The sequence below is a fragment of the Streptomyces sp. NBC_00287 genome, assembly GCF_036173105.1.
In the GTDB taxonomy this organism is placed as follows: domain Bacteria; phylum Actinomycetota; class Actinomycetes; order Streptomycetales; family Streptomycetaceae; genus Streptomyces.
In genome coordinates, this window is record NZ_CP108053.1 from 3,083,826 (window position 1) to 3,096,700 (window position 12,875).

At 73.2% G+C, this 12,875-nt stretch carries 11 protein-coding genes and 1 pseudogene; 11 read left to right on the plus strand and 1 reads right to left on the minus strand.

Translation table 11 applies throughout. The features are described from left to right. Nucleotides 1–5 precede the first annotated feature (5 nt). The 5 genes from OHT76_RS14085 (at nt 6) to OHT76_RS14105 (ending at nt 3,441) form a co-directional block, all read left to right on the plus strand. Nucleotides 6–917 (plus strand): hypothetical protein, encoded by a 912-nt coding sequence (locus tag OHT76_RS14085; RefSeq protein ID WP_328876528.1) that lies wholly within the window; start codon nt 6–8, stop codon nt 915–917. Continuing rightward, nucleotides 914–1,141 carry a Trm112 family protein gene (locus tag OHT76_RS14090; RefSeq protein WP_315886477.1) on the plus strand — a complete coding sequence of 76 codons (228 nt, stop codon included), beginning with the start codon at nt 914–916 and terminating at the stop codon, nt 1,139–1,141. The genes OHT76_RS14085 and OHT76_RS14090 overlap by 4 nt, the downstream gene beginning before the upstream one ends. Next, nucleotides 1,138–1,944: an FkbM family methyltransferase gene (locus tag OHT76_RS14095; protein WP_328871161.1), complete on the plus strand. Its 807-nt coding sequence runs from the start codon at nt 1,138–1,140 to the stop codon at nt 1,942–1,944. Before OHT76_RS14090 ends, OHT76_RS14095 begins: the two co-directional genes overlap by 4 nt. After that, the gene (locus tag OHT76_RS14100; RefSeq protein ID WP_328871162.1) at nt 1,931–2,539 is read left to right on the plus strand and encodes a hypothetical protein; all 609 of its coding nucleotides are present in this window, start codon (nt 1,931–1,933) and stop codon (nt 2,537–2,539) included. The genes OHT76_RS14095 and OHT76_RS14100 overlap by 14 nt, the downstream gene beginning before the upstream one ends. A gap of 86 nt (nt 2,540–2,625) precedes the next feature. Continuing rightward, entirely contained in the window at nt 2,626–3,441 is an 816-nt protein-coding gene (locus OHT76_RS14105; RefSeq protein ID WP_328871163.1) for an MEDS domain-containing protein, read from the plus strand. A gap of 3 nt (nt 3,442–3,444) precedes the next feature. On the opposite strand, the gene OHT76_RS14110 is transcribed toward OHT76_RS14105, so the two are convergent. Next, nucleotides 3,445–4,491: a MerR family transcriptional regulator gene (locus OHT76_RS14110; protein ID WP_328871164.1), complete on the minus strand. Its 1,047-nt coding sequence runs from the start codon at nt 4,489–4,491 to the stop codon at nt 3,445–3,447. A 128-nt stretch (nt 4,492–4,619) separates the two neighbouring features. Here OHT76_RS14110 and OHT76_RS14115 point away from each other — a divergent pair. The 6 genes and pseudogenes from OHT76_RS14115 to OHT76_RS14140 all read left to right on the plus strand — a co-directional run bounded on the left by OHT76_RS14115 (nt 4,620) and on the right by OHT76_RS14140 (nt 12,871). After that, nucleotides 4,620–5,499 (plus strand): annotated as a pseudogene (locus tag OHT76_RS14115) (ATP-grasp domain-containing protein). A gap of 96 nt (nt 5,500–5,595) precedes the next feature. Next, nucleotides 5,596–7,863 carry an ATP-binding protein gene (locus OHT76_RS14120; protein ID WP_328871165.1) on the plus strand — a complete coding sequence of 756 codons (2,268 nt, stop codon included), beginning with the start codon at nt 5,596–5,598 and terminating at the stop codon, nt 7,861–7,863. Between the two features lie 105 nt (nt 7,864–7,968). After that, on the plus strand, nt 7,969–9,414 hold the full coding sequence (locus OHT76_RS14125) for an acyl-CoA synthetase (RefSeq protein WP_328871166.1): 1,446 nt from the start codon (nt 7,969–7,971) through the stop codon (nt 9,412–9,414). Further along, nucleotides 9,407–10,777 (plus strand): carboxyl transferase domain-containing protein, encoded by a 1,371-nt coding sequence (locus tag OHT76_RS14130; RefSeq protein ID WP_328871167.1) that lies wholly within the window; start codon nt 9,407–9,409, stop codon nt 10,775–10,777. Before OHT76_RS14125 ends, OHT76_RS14130 begins: the two co-directional genes overlap by 8 nt. 97 nt (nt 10,778–10,874) lie before the next feature. Continuing rightward, the gene (locus OHT76_RS14135; protein ID WP_328871168.1) at nt 10,875–11,225 is read left to right on the plus strand and encodes a CU044_2847 family protein; all 351 of its coding nucleotides are present in this window, start codon (nt 10,875–10,877) and stop codon (nt 11,223–11,225) included. Beyond that, nucleotides 11,222–12,871, plus strand: a complete 1,650-nt coding sequence (locus OHT76_RS14140) for a VMAP-C domain-containing protein (RefSeq protein WP_328871169.1) — start codon at nt 11,222–11,224, stop codon at nt 12,869–12,871. Before OHT76_RS14135 ends, OHT76_RS14140 begins: the two co-directional genes overlap by 4 nt. The last annotated feature ends 4 nt before the right edge of the window (nt 12,872–12,875 follow it).

A 12,875-nucleotide genomic window follows, 5' to 3' on the forward strand; every position in this document is an offset into this window, starting at 1 on the left:
GGGGAGTGGCCGCGGCCCTGTTGGCGAACGTCCTGTACAGCACCGGATTCGTCCTGGAGAAGCGGGCCCTGGCCGCCCTGCCCGAGGTGACGATCCGGCAACCCGCCCGGCTGCTGCGGCTGGTGCTGGGCAGCCCGCTCTGGATCGGCGGGTCGCTGGCCCTCGCCGCCGGATTCGCCGCCCAACTGGCCGTCTACCGCACCCTGCCGATCGCCGCCGCTCAGGGCCTGTTCGTCTCCGGTCTGGTCCTGCTCGTCCTGCTCTCCGCCCGTCTGCTGGGCGAGGAGACCAGCGGCCGGGAGCGGTACGCGCTCGCCGCGATCCTCGCCGCCCTGCTGATGGTGGTGCTGTCACTGCGCGAAGGGTCGGAGACGGTCAGCCAGGAGGCGCCGTACCCGCTGATCCTGCTGGTGTGCGTACCGTCGCTGGCCGGTGGCGTATGGCTGTACAACTCCGCCGAGCGGCGCACCCGGCACCGGCACCGGCTGCCGACCACGGGCGTGGAGTACGGCGTGGCGGTGGGCCTGTTGTACGGGGTCAGCTCGCTGGCCATCAAGGGGGTGTCGAGCCATCTGACGGCCGACGGGCTCGGCGGCGCGCTGCTCGGTCTGCTGCGGTCGCCGTATCCCTATCTGCTGCTGTTCACCGGCGCGTTCGGCCTGGTGATGTCGCAGGCGGCGCTGCAGCGCTGCCGGGCCTCGCTGATCGTGCCGGTGTGCACGACCGTGACCTGCCTCTATACGGCGGTGCTCGGCACGCTCTCGTTCGGCGAGGCGCTGCCGGAGGACCCGCTGCGGCTCGCGCTGCGCATCGCGGGCATCGCCCTCGCCATCGCCGTACTGCTGTCCATGCCCCGGCACGACCAGCCGGCGCGCACCCAACCCGCCGTCGGCGCCAAGGAGTTGACCCCACCATGAACCCCGACGACCCACTGCTGCGGATCCTGGCCTGCCCGCTCGACAAGGGCCCGCTGCATCTGCTCCCGCCGGACGGTCCCGCCGATCCCGGCGAGGCGCTCTACAACCCGAGACTGCGCCGCCGCTACCCGGTCATCGACGGGATACCGCAACTGCTGCCGTCCTCGGGGGAGCAGGTCGGCGACGACGAGCACGAGGCGCTCCTCAAACGGATGGTGACATGACCACGACCCTCGCGGCCCGCCTGGCCCCGTTCCTGCCGGTCCGGCTCGTCGCCGCGACCGCCCGGGCCGTCTACCCCCGCTTCGAACCCGAGCTGGCCCGGCTCGCCGAGCTCTGCCCGTCGTCCTGCGGTACGGCGGTGGACGTCGGCGGCTGGTACGGCCCGTGGACGCGACGCCTGTCACGCCGCGCCCGCCAGGTGGTGACCGTCGAACCGGTCCCCCGTCTGGCCAAGCTCCTCGCCTCCGGCGCCCCGCCGAACGTCCGCGTGATCCAGGCCGCCGCCTCCGACCGCCCCGGCACCGCCCGCCTCTGGCTGCCCTCCGGCGACGCGGGCGACCGCGGGGTGTCCTCCCTGGTCCGCCGGGACATCCACGGACGCGCCCTGGACGTCGGCTGTGTCACCCTCGACGAACTCGGGCTGCGGGACGTCGGCTTCATCAAGATCGACGTGGACGGCAGCGAACTGGCGGTCCTGCGCGGCGCGACCGGCCTCCTGGCCCGCGACCGCCCGGCCCTGTTCGTGGAACTGGAGTGCCGCATCCAGCCGATCGCCCCGGTGGTCACCTACCTCTCCCTTCTGCGCTACACCGGCTGGGTGCTGCCCGGCGACAGCTGGGTCCCGCTGGCGGGCTTCCCGCTCAAGGCCCACCAGGCCGAGGCCCAGCACGTCGTCTCCCGGGGCCTGCTGCGCCGCGTCCTCCCCGGCGGCGGCCCGCGGTACGTCAACTCGGTCCTGTTCCTGCCGGACGGCCGCCGCCCCGGCGGACCGGTGCGCGACCATGGATCGCATGCCGTCCACTAGCCCCTTCGGCCCGCTCCACTTCCAGCTCGTCCTGCTGCGCCGGATGGCCGACCACAACGCGGACCTGGTGGAGGACGCCCGCCATCAACTGGGCGTCTCGATCACCGACATGCGCGAGGCGAACAAGAAGTGGCAGGCAATGGTCCGCTCGCCCCGCTCCCGCGCGGCCGCCTCCCGCTACCGCTCGGTCCTCGGCGAACCCGAGTCGGTGATCACACGGAAGGTGGGCGACCTGGAGTGCGAGGCCTGGCTCTGGCCGCTCCCGCTCTGGCCCACCCTGCGCTTCGAGGTACTGCTGGCCCCGAACGGCGCCGTCTGGAACGAATGGCTGGTCCGAGCCCCCGGCGCCGCTCCCCCGCCCCTGCACACCCTGGACGACCTGACCCCCTGGTCCTGCACGGTCGACGAGGCGGCCCGCGCCTTCGCCCCCGCCCGACCGCTGGAGGGCTCGGCACCCACACGCTGGGGCCTGGCGTTCACGGCCCCTGACGCCAGTGGCGTACGGCACGCGTGCGTGGCGGAGTTCTCGTGGGGGCTGCTGCAACGGGTGGCGGTCGATCGCCGTATGAACCCGAACACAACCGATCACCCCTGACTCCACCCCTCCCAGAACCCGCCCGCGAACCTGTCATCGCCGGTCATCCAAGAGGCCGCGCTCCGACTGTGCCTAATGTCGCCGTTATGGAGCTTCCCGAGCGGACTGTCCCCGTCGAGCGGCTGCAACTGGGCGACCACGCCTGTCTGGAGGTGGGTGACGGCGAGTCGTCGTGGGCGGTGTTCACCGCCTACACCCGCACCAGCCTCGCCCGCCAGGAGAAGGTCCTGCTGGTCATGGACCCGGACGACCTCCAGGACGACGAGGTGGTCGCCCTCCTGGACCGAGGCGGAATCGAAGCCACGAAAGCACACACGAACGGCCAGCTCTCGCTGAAGCGCACCCCGCAGATGTACCTCCCCGACGGCCGCTTCCAAAAGGAGCGCACGATCGAGGCGTACCGGACCGAGGTCGAACGCGCCCACCACGAGGGCTGGGCCGGGCTGCGGGTGGCGGCCGACATGAGCTGGGCGCCGAAAGCGGGCCTCGACGAGCACATCCTGCTGGACTACGAGGCCTCGGTGGCCCCACTCTTCGCGGACCCGCTGTTCACCGCGATCTGCTGGTACGACCGACAGCGCTTCGGCAGAACCCTGCTGGACGACATGGCCCGAGTCCACCCTCTCCGGGTGACCGAGGCCCCCGGAGCCCGCACCGACTTCGTCGCGATCCTGCGGGAGGCACTGACTCGCCAGGACACGCACACCGTCCTCGACCTCCGTGACCTGTGCTTCATGGAAGCCTCCTGCGCCTGGCAACTGATCACCCTCGCCGGCTCCCTCCCACCCGACAGCGAGGTCACCGTCCGCTGCGGGGAACTGCTGGCGCTGGTGCTGCGACAGCTCGGCGCGGACGGGGTTCCGCAGCTGGTGCTGGAGGTGACGGAAGAGTCTGTGAGGTGAGGGTCAGACCCCCGTCTCCACCACATCCGCCACGACACAACTCACGTTGTCCGGCCCACCCGCCTCGTTCGCCGCGGCGATCAGCGACCGGACCGCGCTGTCCGGGTCGGAGGCCGCGGTGAGGACGTCGCGGATGCGGGCGTCGGGGACCACCGTCGACAGGCCGTCGGAGCAGAGCAGGTAGCGGTCGCCCGGTGCCGCGTCCTGGAGGCGGAGGTCCGGGGGCTCCGTGGCGGTTGGGGACAAGGCTTTCAGGAGCAGGGCGCGCTGCGGGTGGGAGGTGGCCTCCTCCGGAGTCAGACGGCCCTCGTCGATCAAGGACTGCACCACGGTGTGGTCATGGGTGATGCGGAACAGGCCGCCGTCGCGCAGCACATACCCGCGTGAGTCGCCGATGTGGACCAGGGCAAGACCGGAGCCGGTCCACAGCAGGGCCGTCAGGGTCGTACCGGTGTCCTCCGTCATGCCGTGCGCGGCCTCCTGGAGCGCCTCCTCCAGGAGGTTCAGGACGTTCGCGGCGCCGAGGTCCGTCGTCTCCAGGCGGCGCAGTGCCGTCACCGCCGCGCTGCTCGCCGGGCCGCCCTCGGGGCCGAAGCCGTCGGCCACCGCGAGCAGCCGGGTGCCCGCGTACGCGGTGTCCTGGTTGGCCGGGCGGACCCGGCCGCGGTCCGAGTGGGCCGAGTGACGCAGTTCCAGCATCGTGGTGTCCCTTCGTGACGTCGTCGTCAGCTGGTCGATCAGGAATTCCGCCAGGTCACGCCGTACGGCCGTCTCCGCCTCCACGCCCGTCCAGTACGCCCGGACCTCCCGCGCCGCCGCCTGCGGGGCCAGTGCGCACATCTCCCGGATGCGGGCCAGCGGCATGCCCAGGCGGCGCAGCCACGCCACCAGGCGGGCTCGTTCCAGCTGGGCGAGCGCGTAGTAGCGGTAGCCCGTCTCCGGGTCCACGCGTGCGGGGCGCAGCAGGTCGAGTTCGTCGTACAGGCGCAGGGCCTTGGGCGACAGACGGCACGCGCGCGCGAAGGCGCCGATCGTGAGCATGTCCTCCATGGGCCCCCCTTCCGGTTCCTGGCCCCGATGCTGGGGCTTCACCGAGGGGGAAGGTCAATTCGGTTGTCGCGGTTGCGTGCGCTGTGGTTAGCCTGCGGGCGGTCCGCCCTACGACTCTGGAGCCCGCCGTGCCCCGAATAGCCCTGGTCACCTACGACCCCCGGCCCGACCAGCCACGACCGGGACCTGCCCGCGCTGCGCGACGCGCTGGCCGGCGCCGGGGCCGAGGCGGAGGTCGTGTACTGGGACGACGACGGCGTCGACTGGGCCGCGTACGACCTCGCGCTGATCCGGTCGACCTGGGACTACAGCTGGCGTACCGCCGAGTTCCTGGCGTGGGTCGAGCGGTGCGGCAAGGTGACGCGGCTCGCGAATCCGGCCTCGGTCGTGCGGTGGAACACCGACAAGCGGTATCTCGGGGACCTCACCGAGGCGGGCGTACCCGTCGTGCCCACGCGGTACCTCGCGCCGGGGGATGCCGCCGACCTCCCCGACGATCACGAGTACGTGGTCAAGCCCACCTCGGGAGCGGGGGCGCGTTATGCCGCGCGCTATACGCCCGACCAGCACGAGACGGCCGTACGGCATCTTGCGCGGATGCACGAGGAGGGCTTCACCGCGATGGTGCAGCCCTATGTGCGGAGCATCGACACCCGAGGTGAGCGGGCGCTGCAGTTCTTCGGCGGGCGGCTGCTGCACGCCAGCCGTAAGCAGGCCGTGCTCGCGCCCGGTACGGCCTTCGACGCGCACAAGGTCGCCCACCCCGGCCTGGAACCGTGGACGCCAACCCCGGCCGAACTCGCCGTCGCCGAGCGCGCCCTGGCCGCCGTACCGGATGCCGAGGGGCTGCTGTACGCGCGCGTGGATCTCGTGGACGGGGAGGACGGGGAGCCGCGGGTGATGGAGCTGGAGCTGGTCGAGCCGAATCTGTTCCTGTTTCTGCACCCGGGGTCGACCGAGCGGGTGGTGGAGGCGGTGCTGGCGCAGGCAAGGCCAGGTCACCCTTAGAGGCGGGAAATCCGGGAACCCGCCGTGCCGTGCGGATCTTGTGCCTACTCTGCGGGAAAGAGCACGCGTGCGTGACCACAGCAGAGGGCGTGGATCGTGGGCGGATCCTCTACACGGCGCACCTCCGGCTTTCCCGCGGAGCTGACCAGCTTCGTGGGGCGACGGGACGAGTCGGCGGACGTCAGACGGCTGTTGACCGAGGGTCGGCTGGTGACGCTGACCGGGCCCGGCGGGGTCGGCAAGACCCGGCTGGCGTCGCATGTGGCGAAGCAGATCGCGCGTACCTTCCCGGACGGGGCGTGGCTGGTGCCGCTGGCCGCGCTGGGCGACGAGGCGTTCGTCCCGCATGCCGTGGCCGACGCGCTGGAGGTACGCAACGAGACCGGGCGGCCGCCGCTGGACGTCCTCGTGGAGCATCTGCGGGGCCGCACTCTGCTGCTCGTCCTCGACAACTGCGAGCATGTGCTGCGCAGTTGTGCCCTGCTCGCGCAGACCCTGCTGGCTGCCGGCGACGGCGTACGGATCCTGGCGACCAGCCGCCACCGGCTCGGACTCGCCGGTGAGCAGCTCTACGAGGTGCCGCCGTTGCCCGCGCCCGCCCCTGAGGAGCTCGGCGCCTCGGCCGCCGAACACTTCCCCGCGCTGCGGCTGTTCGCGGACCGGGCGGCGGCCGTGGTTCCCGGGTTCACGGTCGGCGAGGGCAACCAGCATGCGGTGGCCCGGCTGTGCCGCCGGCTCGACGGGCTGCCGCTCGCCATCGAGCTGGCCGCGGTCCGGGTGCGCGCGCTGGGCGTGGACCAGCTGGTCGAACGGCTCGACGACCGCTATCAGTTGCTGACCGGCGGCAGCCCCGCCTCGGCGCCCCGGCATCGCACGCTGCGCTCGGCCGTCGACTGGAGCCATGACCTGTGCACGCCCCAGGAGCAGTTGGTGTGGGCGTGGCTGTCGGTGTTCGTCGGCGGCTTCGACCTGGCCGCGGCGGAGGCCGTGTGCGGTGGGGAGGGTCTTGGCGCCACTGCTGTGCTGGACGCCGTCGCCGGGCTTGTCGACAAGTCGGTTCTCGTACGGGAGGAGCGCGGCGGCCAGGTGCGCTACCGGCTACTCGTCTCGCTGCGCCACTACGGCCTGGAGAAGCTGGAGGACATCGGGGAGGTCACCGTCACCCGGCGCCGGCACCGCGACTACTTCGCCCGGCTGGCCACCGAGTACGAGCAGACCTGGTTCGGGCCCGACCAGGTCGCCGTCACCGACCGGCTGCGCCTGGACCAGGACGACTTCCGGGCCGCGCTGGACTTCTGTCTCACCACCCCGGGCGAGGCCCAGCACGGGCTCCGGCTGGCCGCGACCCTGTGGTTCCACTGGGTGGCGGGCGGCGCCTGGGGCGAGGGCCGGCACTGGCTGGACCGTGCGCTGCGGGCCGGGGCACGCCCCGACGCGACCCTGACCCGCGCCATGTGGGCAGGCGCGCTGATGTCGCTCGTGCACACCCGCTCCGCCGCCGTCCTCGCCGGCACCGACCCCCCGCACAGCGCCCCGCCCGCCGACGCGGAACTGCCGGTACCCGCCCCGCCCCCGATACCGGCCGACGCCTTCGGAACCGGCCGGACGGCCACCACGACCGTCGGCTTCGTCGTCCTCACCCGCGTCGAACTCGCCTGCACCCTGGTCAGCCGGGGCCGGCCCGGCGAGGCGACCGCCCTGTGCGCCGAGGCCGTCGCCGTCTGCGAGGCGCACGGCGAACAGTGGGCGCGGGCCTGGGCGCTGCGCACGCTGGGCCTCGCGCACTGGTCGCTGGGCGAGTACGACCGGGCCGCCGAGCACGCGCGCGCGTGTCTGCGACTGCCCTACACCGAACGCCGCCGCCAGAGCCTCGCCCGCACCCTGGACCTGCTCGCCGCGGCGGAGGCCCTCGCCGGGCAGGCCGAGCGGGCCGCGGTGCTGCGGGGGGCCGTCGACCGGATCTGGCGCGACATCGGCGGCGATCCGACGCAGGCCCGGGGGTCGGGGCGGCGGTGCGCGGCCGAGCGCCATGCGCGGCGGGCGCTCGGGGATCAGGCCTACGAACGGGCCCACCGGCGCGGCGGCGCGCTGTCCCGCAACGACGTCGTCGCCTACGCGCTGGGCGAGCTACGGCGACCGACGACCGGCTCGTCCGCGGCGCCGGACACCCGCCCGCTCACCCGCCGGGAGGCCGAGGTGGCGGCGCTGGTCGCCCAGGGGCTGACCAATCGGCAGATAGCCGAGGCGCTGGTGATCTCGCAGCGGACGGCGGAGGGGCATGTCGAGCGGATCCTGGTGAAGCTGGGGTTCAGCAGGCGGAGCCAGTTGGCGGTCTGGTTCACGGCGCGGACCGGAGAAGGGTGATAAGCGGCACAGCATCGACCCGGCAGGTCGGAATCTCCCGCCTTCGGTCGGGAGTGGGGGGCATCGTGGTGGGCGACGGAGGCGACAGCTAAGGAGATACGACGCGTGTCCACTCTCTTCCCGGCCCTGGCCGACGGCCCGCCCGACCGGATCGCCCTGCGGTTCGGTGAGCGGTCCCTGACGTATGCCGAGCTCGCCGCCGCGACCGGTGCCCTGGCGGAGCGGATCGCGGGGCGCGGACGGGTCGCCGTGTGGGCCACCGCGGCGCTGGAGACCGCCGTCGCGGTGGTCGCGGCGCTGGAGGCGGGGGTCGCCGCCGTGCCGCTCAACCCGAAGTCGGGGGAGAAGGAGCTCGGGCACATCCTGTCCGACAGCGCGCCGAGCGTCGTACTGGCCGCACCCGGTGATGAACTCCCGGCGGCTCTTGAGCACTTGGAGCGCGTCGACGTCGACGTACGGGCAACCGGCGCCCATCGGCCCCGGCAGGCCACCGACGAAGATCCCGCCCTCATCGTCTACACCTCCGGCACCACAGGTCCGCCCAAGGGCGCCGTCCTCCCCCGCCGAGCCGTCGCCCACACCCTGGACGCCCTCGCCGACGCCTGGCAGTGGACCGGCGACGACGTCCTCGTGCACGGCCTGCCCCTGTTCCATGTGCACGGGCTGGTGCTGGGCATCCTCGGGCCGCTCCGGCGTGGCGGATCCGTGCGTCACCTCGGCCGGTTCAGCCCGGAGGGAGTCGCGCGCGAGCTGAACGACGGCGCGACCATGTTGTTCGGCGTGCCGACGATGTACCACCGGATCGCCGGGGATCTCGCGGACAACCCGTCGCTCGCCAAGGGGCTCACCCATGCGCGGCTGCTGGTCTCCGGTTCCGCCGCGCTGCCCGTGCACGACCACGAACGGATCGCGGCGGCGACCGGGCGGCGGGTGATCGAGCGGTACGGCATGACCGAGACGCTCATGAACACCAGCATCCGCGCGGACGGCGAGGCCCGTCCGGGGACGGTCGGGGTGCCGCTGCCGGGCGTGGAGCTGCGGCTGGTGGAGGAGGACGGGGCGCCGATCACGTCGTACGACGGTGAGACGGTGGGCGAGATCCAGGTGCGCGGGCCGAATCTGTTCACCGAGTATCTGAACCGGCCCGATGCCACGGCGGACGCGTTCACCGCGGACGGCTGGTTCCGGACCGGGGACATGGCGGTGCGCGATCCCGACGGGTACGTCCGGATCGTGGGCCGCAAGGCCACCGACCTGATCAAGAGCGGCGGTTACAAGATCGGCGCGGGGGAGATCGAGAACGCGCTGCTGGAGCATCCCGGGGTGCGGGAGGCCGCCGTGACCGGGGAGCCGGACGCCGATCTGGGCGAGCGGATCGTGGCGTGGGTGGTACCGGCCGACCCGCAAACTCCGCCCACCGTCGAGGAGTTGGGCGATCACGTGGCCCGGCGGCTCGCCCCGCACAAGCGGCCCCGCGTGGTGCACCACCTGCATGCCCTTCCCCGCAACGACATGGGGAAGATCATGAAGCGGGCGCTGGGCCGTGGCTGACCGGCTCTCCGCCCGGGAGATCCTCGCCCTCGTCACCGACGACTCCACCTTCGCCGAACTCCCGCCCCCGGAACGGGACTCCGCGCCCGACGGCCCACTCGGCTGGCGGGGCTACGACGGCTCCCGGCTCCGCGCCGCCGAACGCACCGGCGAGGAGGAGTCCGTGGTCTGTGGCACCGCGCTCGTCGAGGGCACCCGGGCCGTGCTGCTCGCGTTCGAGTTCGGCTTCCTCGGCGGCTCGCTCGGCGAACGCACCGGCGACCGGCTGGAGGCGGCGTACGCGCACGCCCGTAGGTACCGTCTCCCGGTCGTGCCGCTGATCGCCACGGGCGGCAGCCGTATGCAGGAGGGCATGCTCGCCCTCACCCAACTCCAGCGTGTGGCCCGGCAGTCGGTACTGACGCGGGAGGCGCGGCTGCCGCAGATCGCGGTGTTGCGGGACCCGACGACGGGCGGCGGCTGGGCCACGCTGGGCGCGGGCGCCGACGTGGTCCTGGCACTGCCCGGCGCCCAGGTCGGTTTCGCGGGCTCCCGGGTCCGCCCACCGGACGCGGACCCGGCGGCGTACACGGCGGAGGCACAGGTGGCGGCGGGGGCGGCCGACGCCCTCGTACCGCCGGAGCAACTGCGCACGACGCTGGGCAGGTGGCTACGGCTACTGACCGCAACCTCGGAGGCGCCGGCACCGGTGCCGGCGGCCCTGGGCTCCTCGGGCCCTGAGGCGCAGGGGCACGTCGGCTCCCTGGAGCTGCCGGCCACCGGCTGGGACGCCGTACGCCGCGCCCGATCCCCCGAACGCCCCCGCTCTGACGCCTACTTGGACGCCTACTTCACCCACCGCGTCACCATCACCGGCGACCGCGCAGGCGGCACGGACGACGAGGGCATGCTGTGCGGCTTCGGTGAGCACGAGGGCCGTTCCGTCGCCTACGCGGCGCAGACCGGGACCGCGACCCGACCGGCCGGTTACCGCACGGCCGCCCGGCTGATCCGGCTCGCGGACCGGCTCCGCATCCCGGTGCTGACGCTGGTGGACACCCCGGGCGCGGCCAATGACGCGGAGGCGGAGCGGCAAGGCGCGGGCGCCGCCATCGCGGACCTGTTCTCGGCACTGGCCGCCGCACGGACACCCGTCACCACGCTGGTGATCGGCGAGGGCGGCTCCGGCGGCGCACTGGCCCTGGCCGCACCGGGCAACACCTGGGCCACACCGGACAGCTACTTCTCGGTGATCGCCCCGGAGCTGGCGGCAGCCATCCTCAAGCGGCCCGGGGAGCAGGTGGAGGCAACGGCGGACCAACTCCGGATCCGGCCCCAGGACTTGGTGGAGCTGGGGGTGATCCGGGGTATCGCTCCGACCTGAGCAGGCCCTCTTCCCCCGGAACCGGCGACATTCCAAGCACCGTCCGTAACAATGGAGTTCACATGCGGGCAGGGTTCACGGGGGAGCGAGCGGCGCCATGGACGGGCTGATGGAGTTCAAGACCGAGGACGGCGCCGTGGTGGTCGTCGAGGGCGTCGAGGACGAGTCCGGCGCCCGACTGGTCGCGCGCGAGGACGGTCCTGCCCGGGCGACGCGCACCTTCGAGGGTGCGCTTGAGGGCGTCCGGGCGGCGGCCGAGTCCGCGCTCAGAGTGTTCCGGGACGGGTCGCTGCGGCCCGACTCCGTGGAGCTGGAGTTCGGGGTGAAGCTCTCCGCCGAGTCCGGCGCGGTCATCGCCAAGGGGGCCGTGGAGGGCCATCTGCTGGTCAAGCTGACCTGGTCACCGGGGCAGTCCGGGCCCGCCCCGGAGGCCGCCGAGCGGTCATGAGCGGCGCTGCCTGGCACGCCCGCGTCGAGTGCGGCTCCGAGGTCGGCGCGGGCTTCCTGGTCTCCGGCCGCCATGTGCTCACCTGCGCCCATGTGGTCCGGCGGCGCGAGGTGGCACCGGTCGTCGTGAGCTTCCCGGGCCGCCGTGAGCTGACCGGGATACCGGCCACCGTGGCCGTGCACGGCGGCTGGCGGGGCGGGGCCACCGACCCGGGCGACCTCGCCGTACTCGAACTCGACCACGAAGTGCCGCTCGTCCCGGCCCAGTTCGCGTCACCCGGCGTCGATCAGGACCACTGCGAGCTCATCGCCTACGGCTTCCCCAAGGGGTACGACGAGGGCATGCTCGCCTCCTATCGGGCCCTGCCCGGGCCGCTGATCTCGGACGAGTGGGCGCAGCTGGAGGCGCTCACCGCGCACGGTCAGCCGCTGGCGCCGGGGTTCAGCGGGGCGGCGGCGACGCTCGCGGACGGGCGGGTGGTCGGGATGGTGTCGACGATCGCGGGCGGGCGGGACATGCGGGTCGGCCGGATGCTGCCGACGCAGGTGCTGGTCCGCTACTGGCCCGAGCTGTGCGAGTTGATCCCCGCCTCCGACCACCGCCCGGAGGCAGTACGGCGGCTGTACGCGCTGGTGCGGAGGGCGGTCGCCGAGGGTCTCGACTGCGCCCCGGACCGGCTGTTCGTCGATGCCGTGGGGCCGTTCGGGCCACCGCTGCCGGAGGGCGGCTTCGCCTCGCTGGGCGCGGCGGCCGGGTATGTGCAGTGGGAGGTGCCGGGTACGGAGGCGGTGACCCGGTTCGCCGACCGGCTCAGGGAACTCCTCGACGCCCCGCCCGCGCGTCCGGCCGCCTGGTCGCCGATCCTCGTCGAGATCGAGCACAGCGGCGCCGGCGCCGACCAGGTCACCGTGGAGGTGTCCGCCTACCGGGACGGGCACCGACGGCGCGTGGACGCCACGCGGCTGTCGCGCACCGACGTACGGGAGTACGTCCAGCGGCGCGTCGACGAGGCCTTCGACCAGCTCGCGCCCGGCGCCGAGGAACTGGTGACGTTCGTGCTGCCGCGCGAATGGCTGAATGAGCCGGTGGCGCACTGGGAGTGCGGGCCCGAGGACTCCACCCCGCTGGGCTGCGCCCATCCCCTGGTCGTGGTGGACCGCTCCCGGTACCGGAGCGGACGGCTGAGGCATCAACTGGCCAAGAAATGGCAGAAGCTGGACGCGCGCACCGCGGCCCGGCTGCACCGCGTCGACTGCGGCGACCGGGAACGCCCGCCGAGCCTGCGCAAGCGGCTGCGCGACAACGACGCCGACCTGGCCGGCTTCTCCTACCCGCCCACCGCCGCCCGGCCGCACTTCGAGGCCGGGCTCAACACCCCGGTCCCGGTGCTGCTGTGGACGCGCACCGGCTGCACCGACCCCGCCCACGAAGGCCCCTGCTCCGGCACCGCCTTCCTCGACGAGCTCACCGCCACCATCACCGGCGTACCCCCCGCAGAACTCCCGCGCCGTGTCATGGAGTTACGGGAGACCGCCGACGCGGACGACGACCCCGACGGGCACTGGGCCAAGGACGTCCAACTGCTGTGGGACGACCCGCGCTGCTTCCCCCAGCCCGCCGCCAGCCTGCACTCCCCCGTCCGCTGAAGCG

Coding starts and splice junctions, on each gene's coding strand:
- OHT76_RS14090 (WP_315886477.1), top strand. CDS start 914: ATGAACCCCGACGACCCACTGCTGCGGATCCTGGCCTGCCCGCTCGAC.
- OHT76_RS14095 (WP_328871161.1), top strand. CDS start 1,138: ATGACCACGACCCTCGCGGCCCGCCTGGCCCCGTTCCTGCCGGTCCGG.
- OHT76_RS14100 (WP_328871162.1), top strand. CDS start 1,931: ATGCCGTCCACTAGCCCCTTCGGCCCGCTCCACTTCCAGCTCGTCCTG.
- OHT76_RS14105 (WP_328871163.1), top strand. CDS start 2,626: ATGGAGCTTCCCGAGCGGACTGTCCCCGTCGAGCGGCTGCAACTGGGC.
- OHT76_RS14110 (WP_328871164.1), bottom strand. CDS start 4,491: ATGGAGGACATGCTCACGATCGGCGCCTTCGCGCGCGCGTGCCGTCTG.
- OHT76_RS14135 (WP_328871168.1), top strand. CDS start 10,875: ATGGACGGGCTGATGGAGTTCAAGACCGAGGACGGCGCCGTGGTGGTC.
- OHT76_RS14140 (WP_328871169.1), top strand. CDS start 11,222: ATGAGCGGCGCTGCCTGGCACGCCCGCGTCGAGTGCGGCTCCGAGGTC.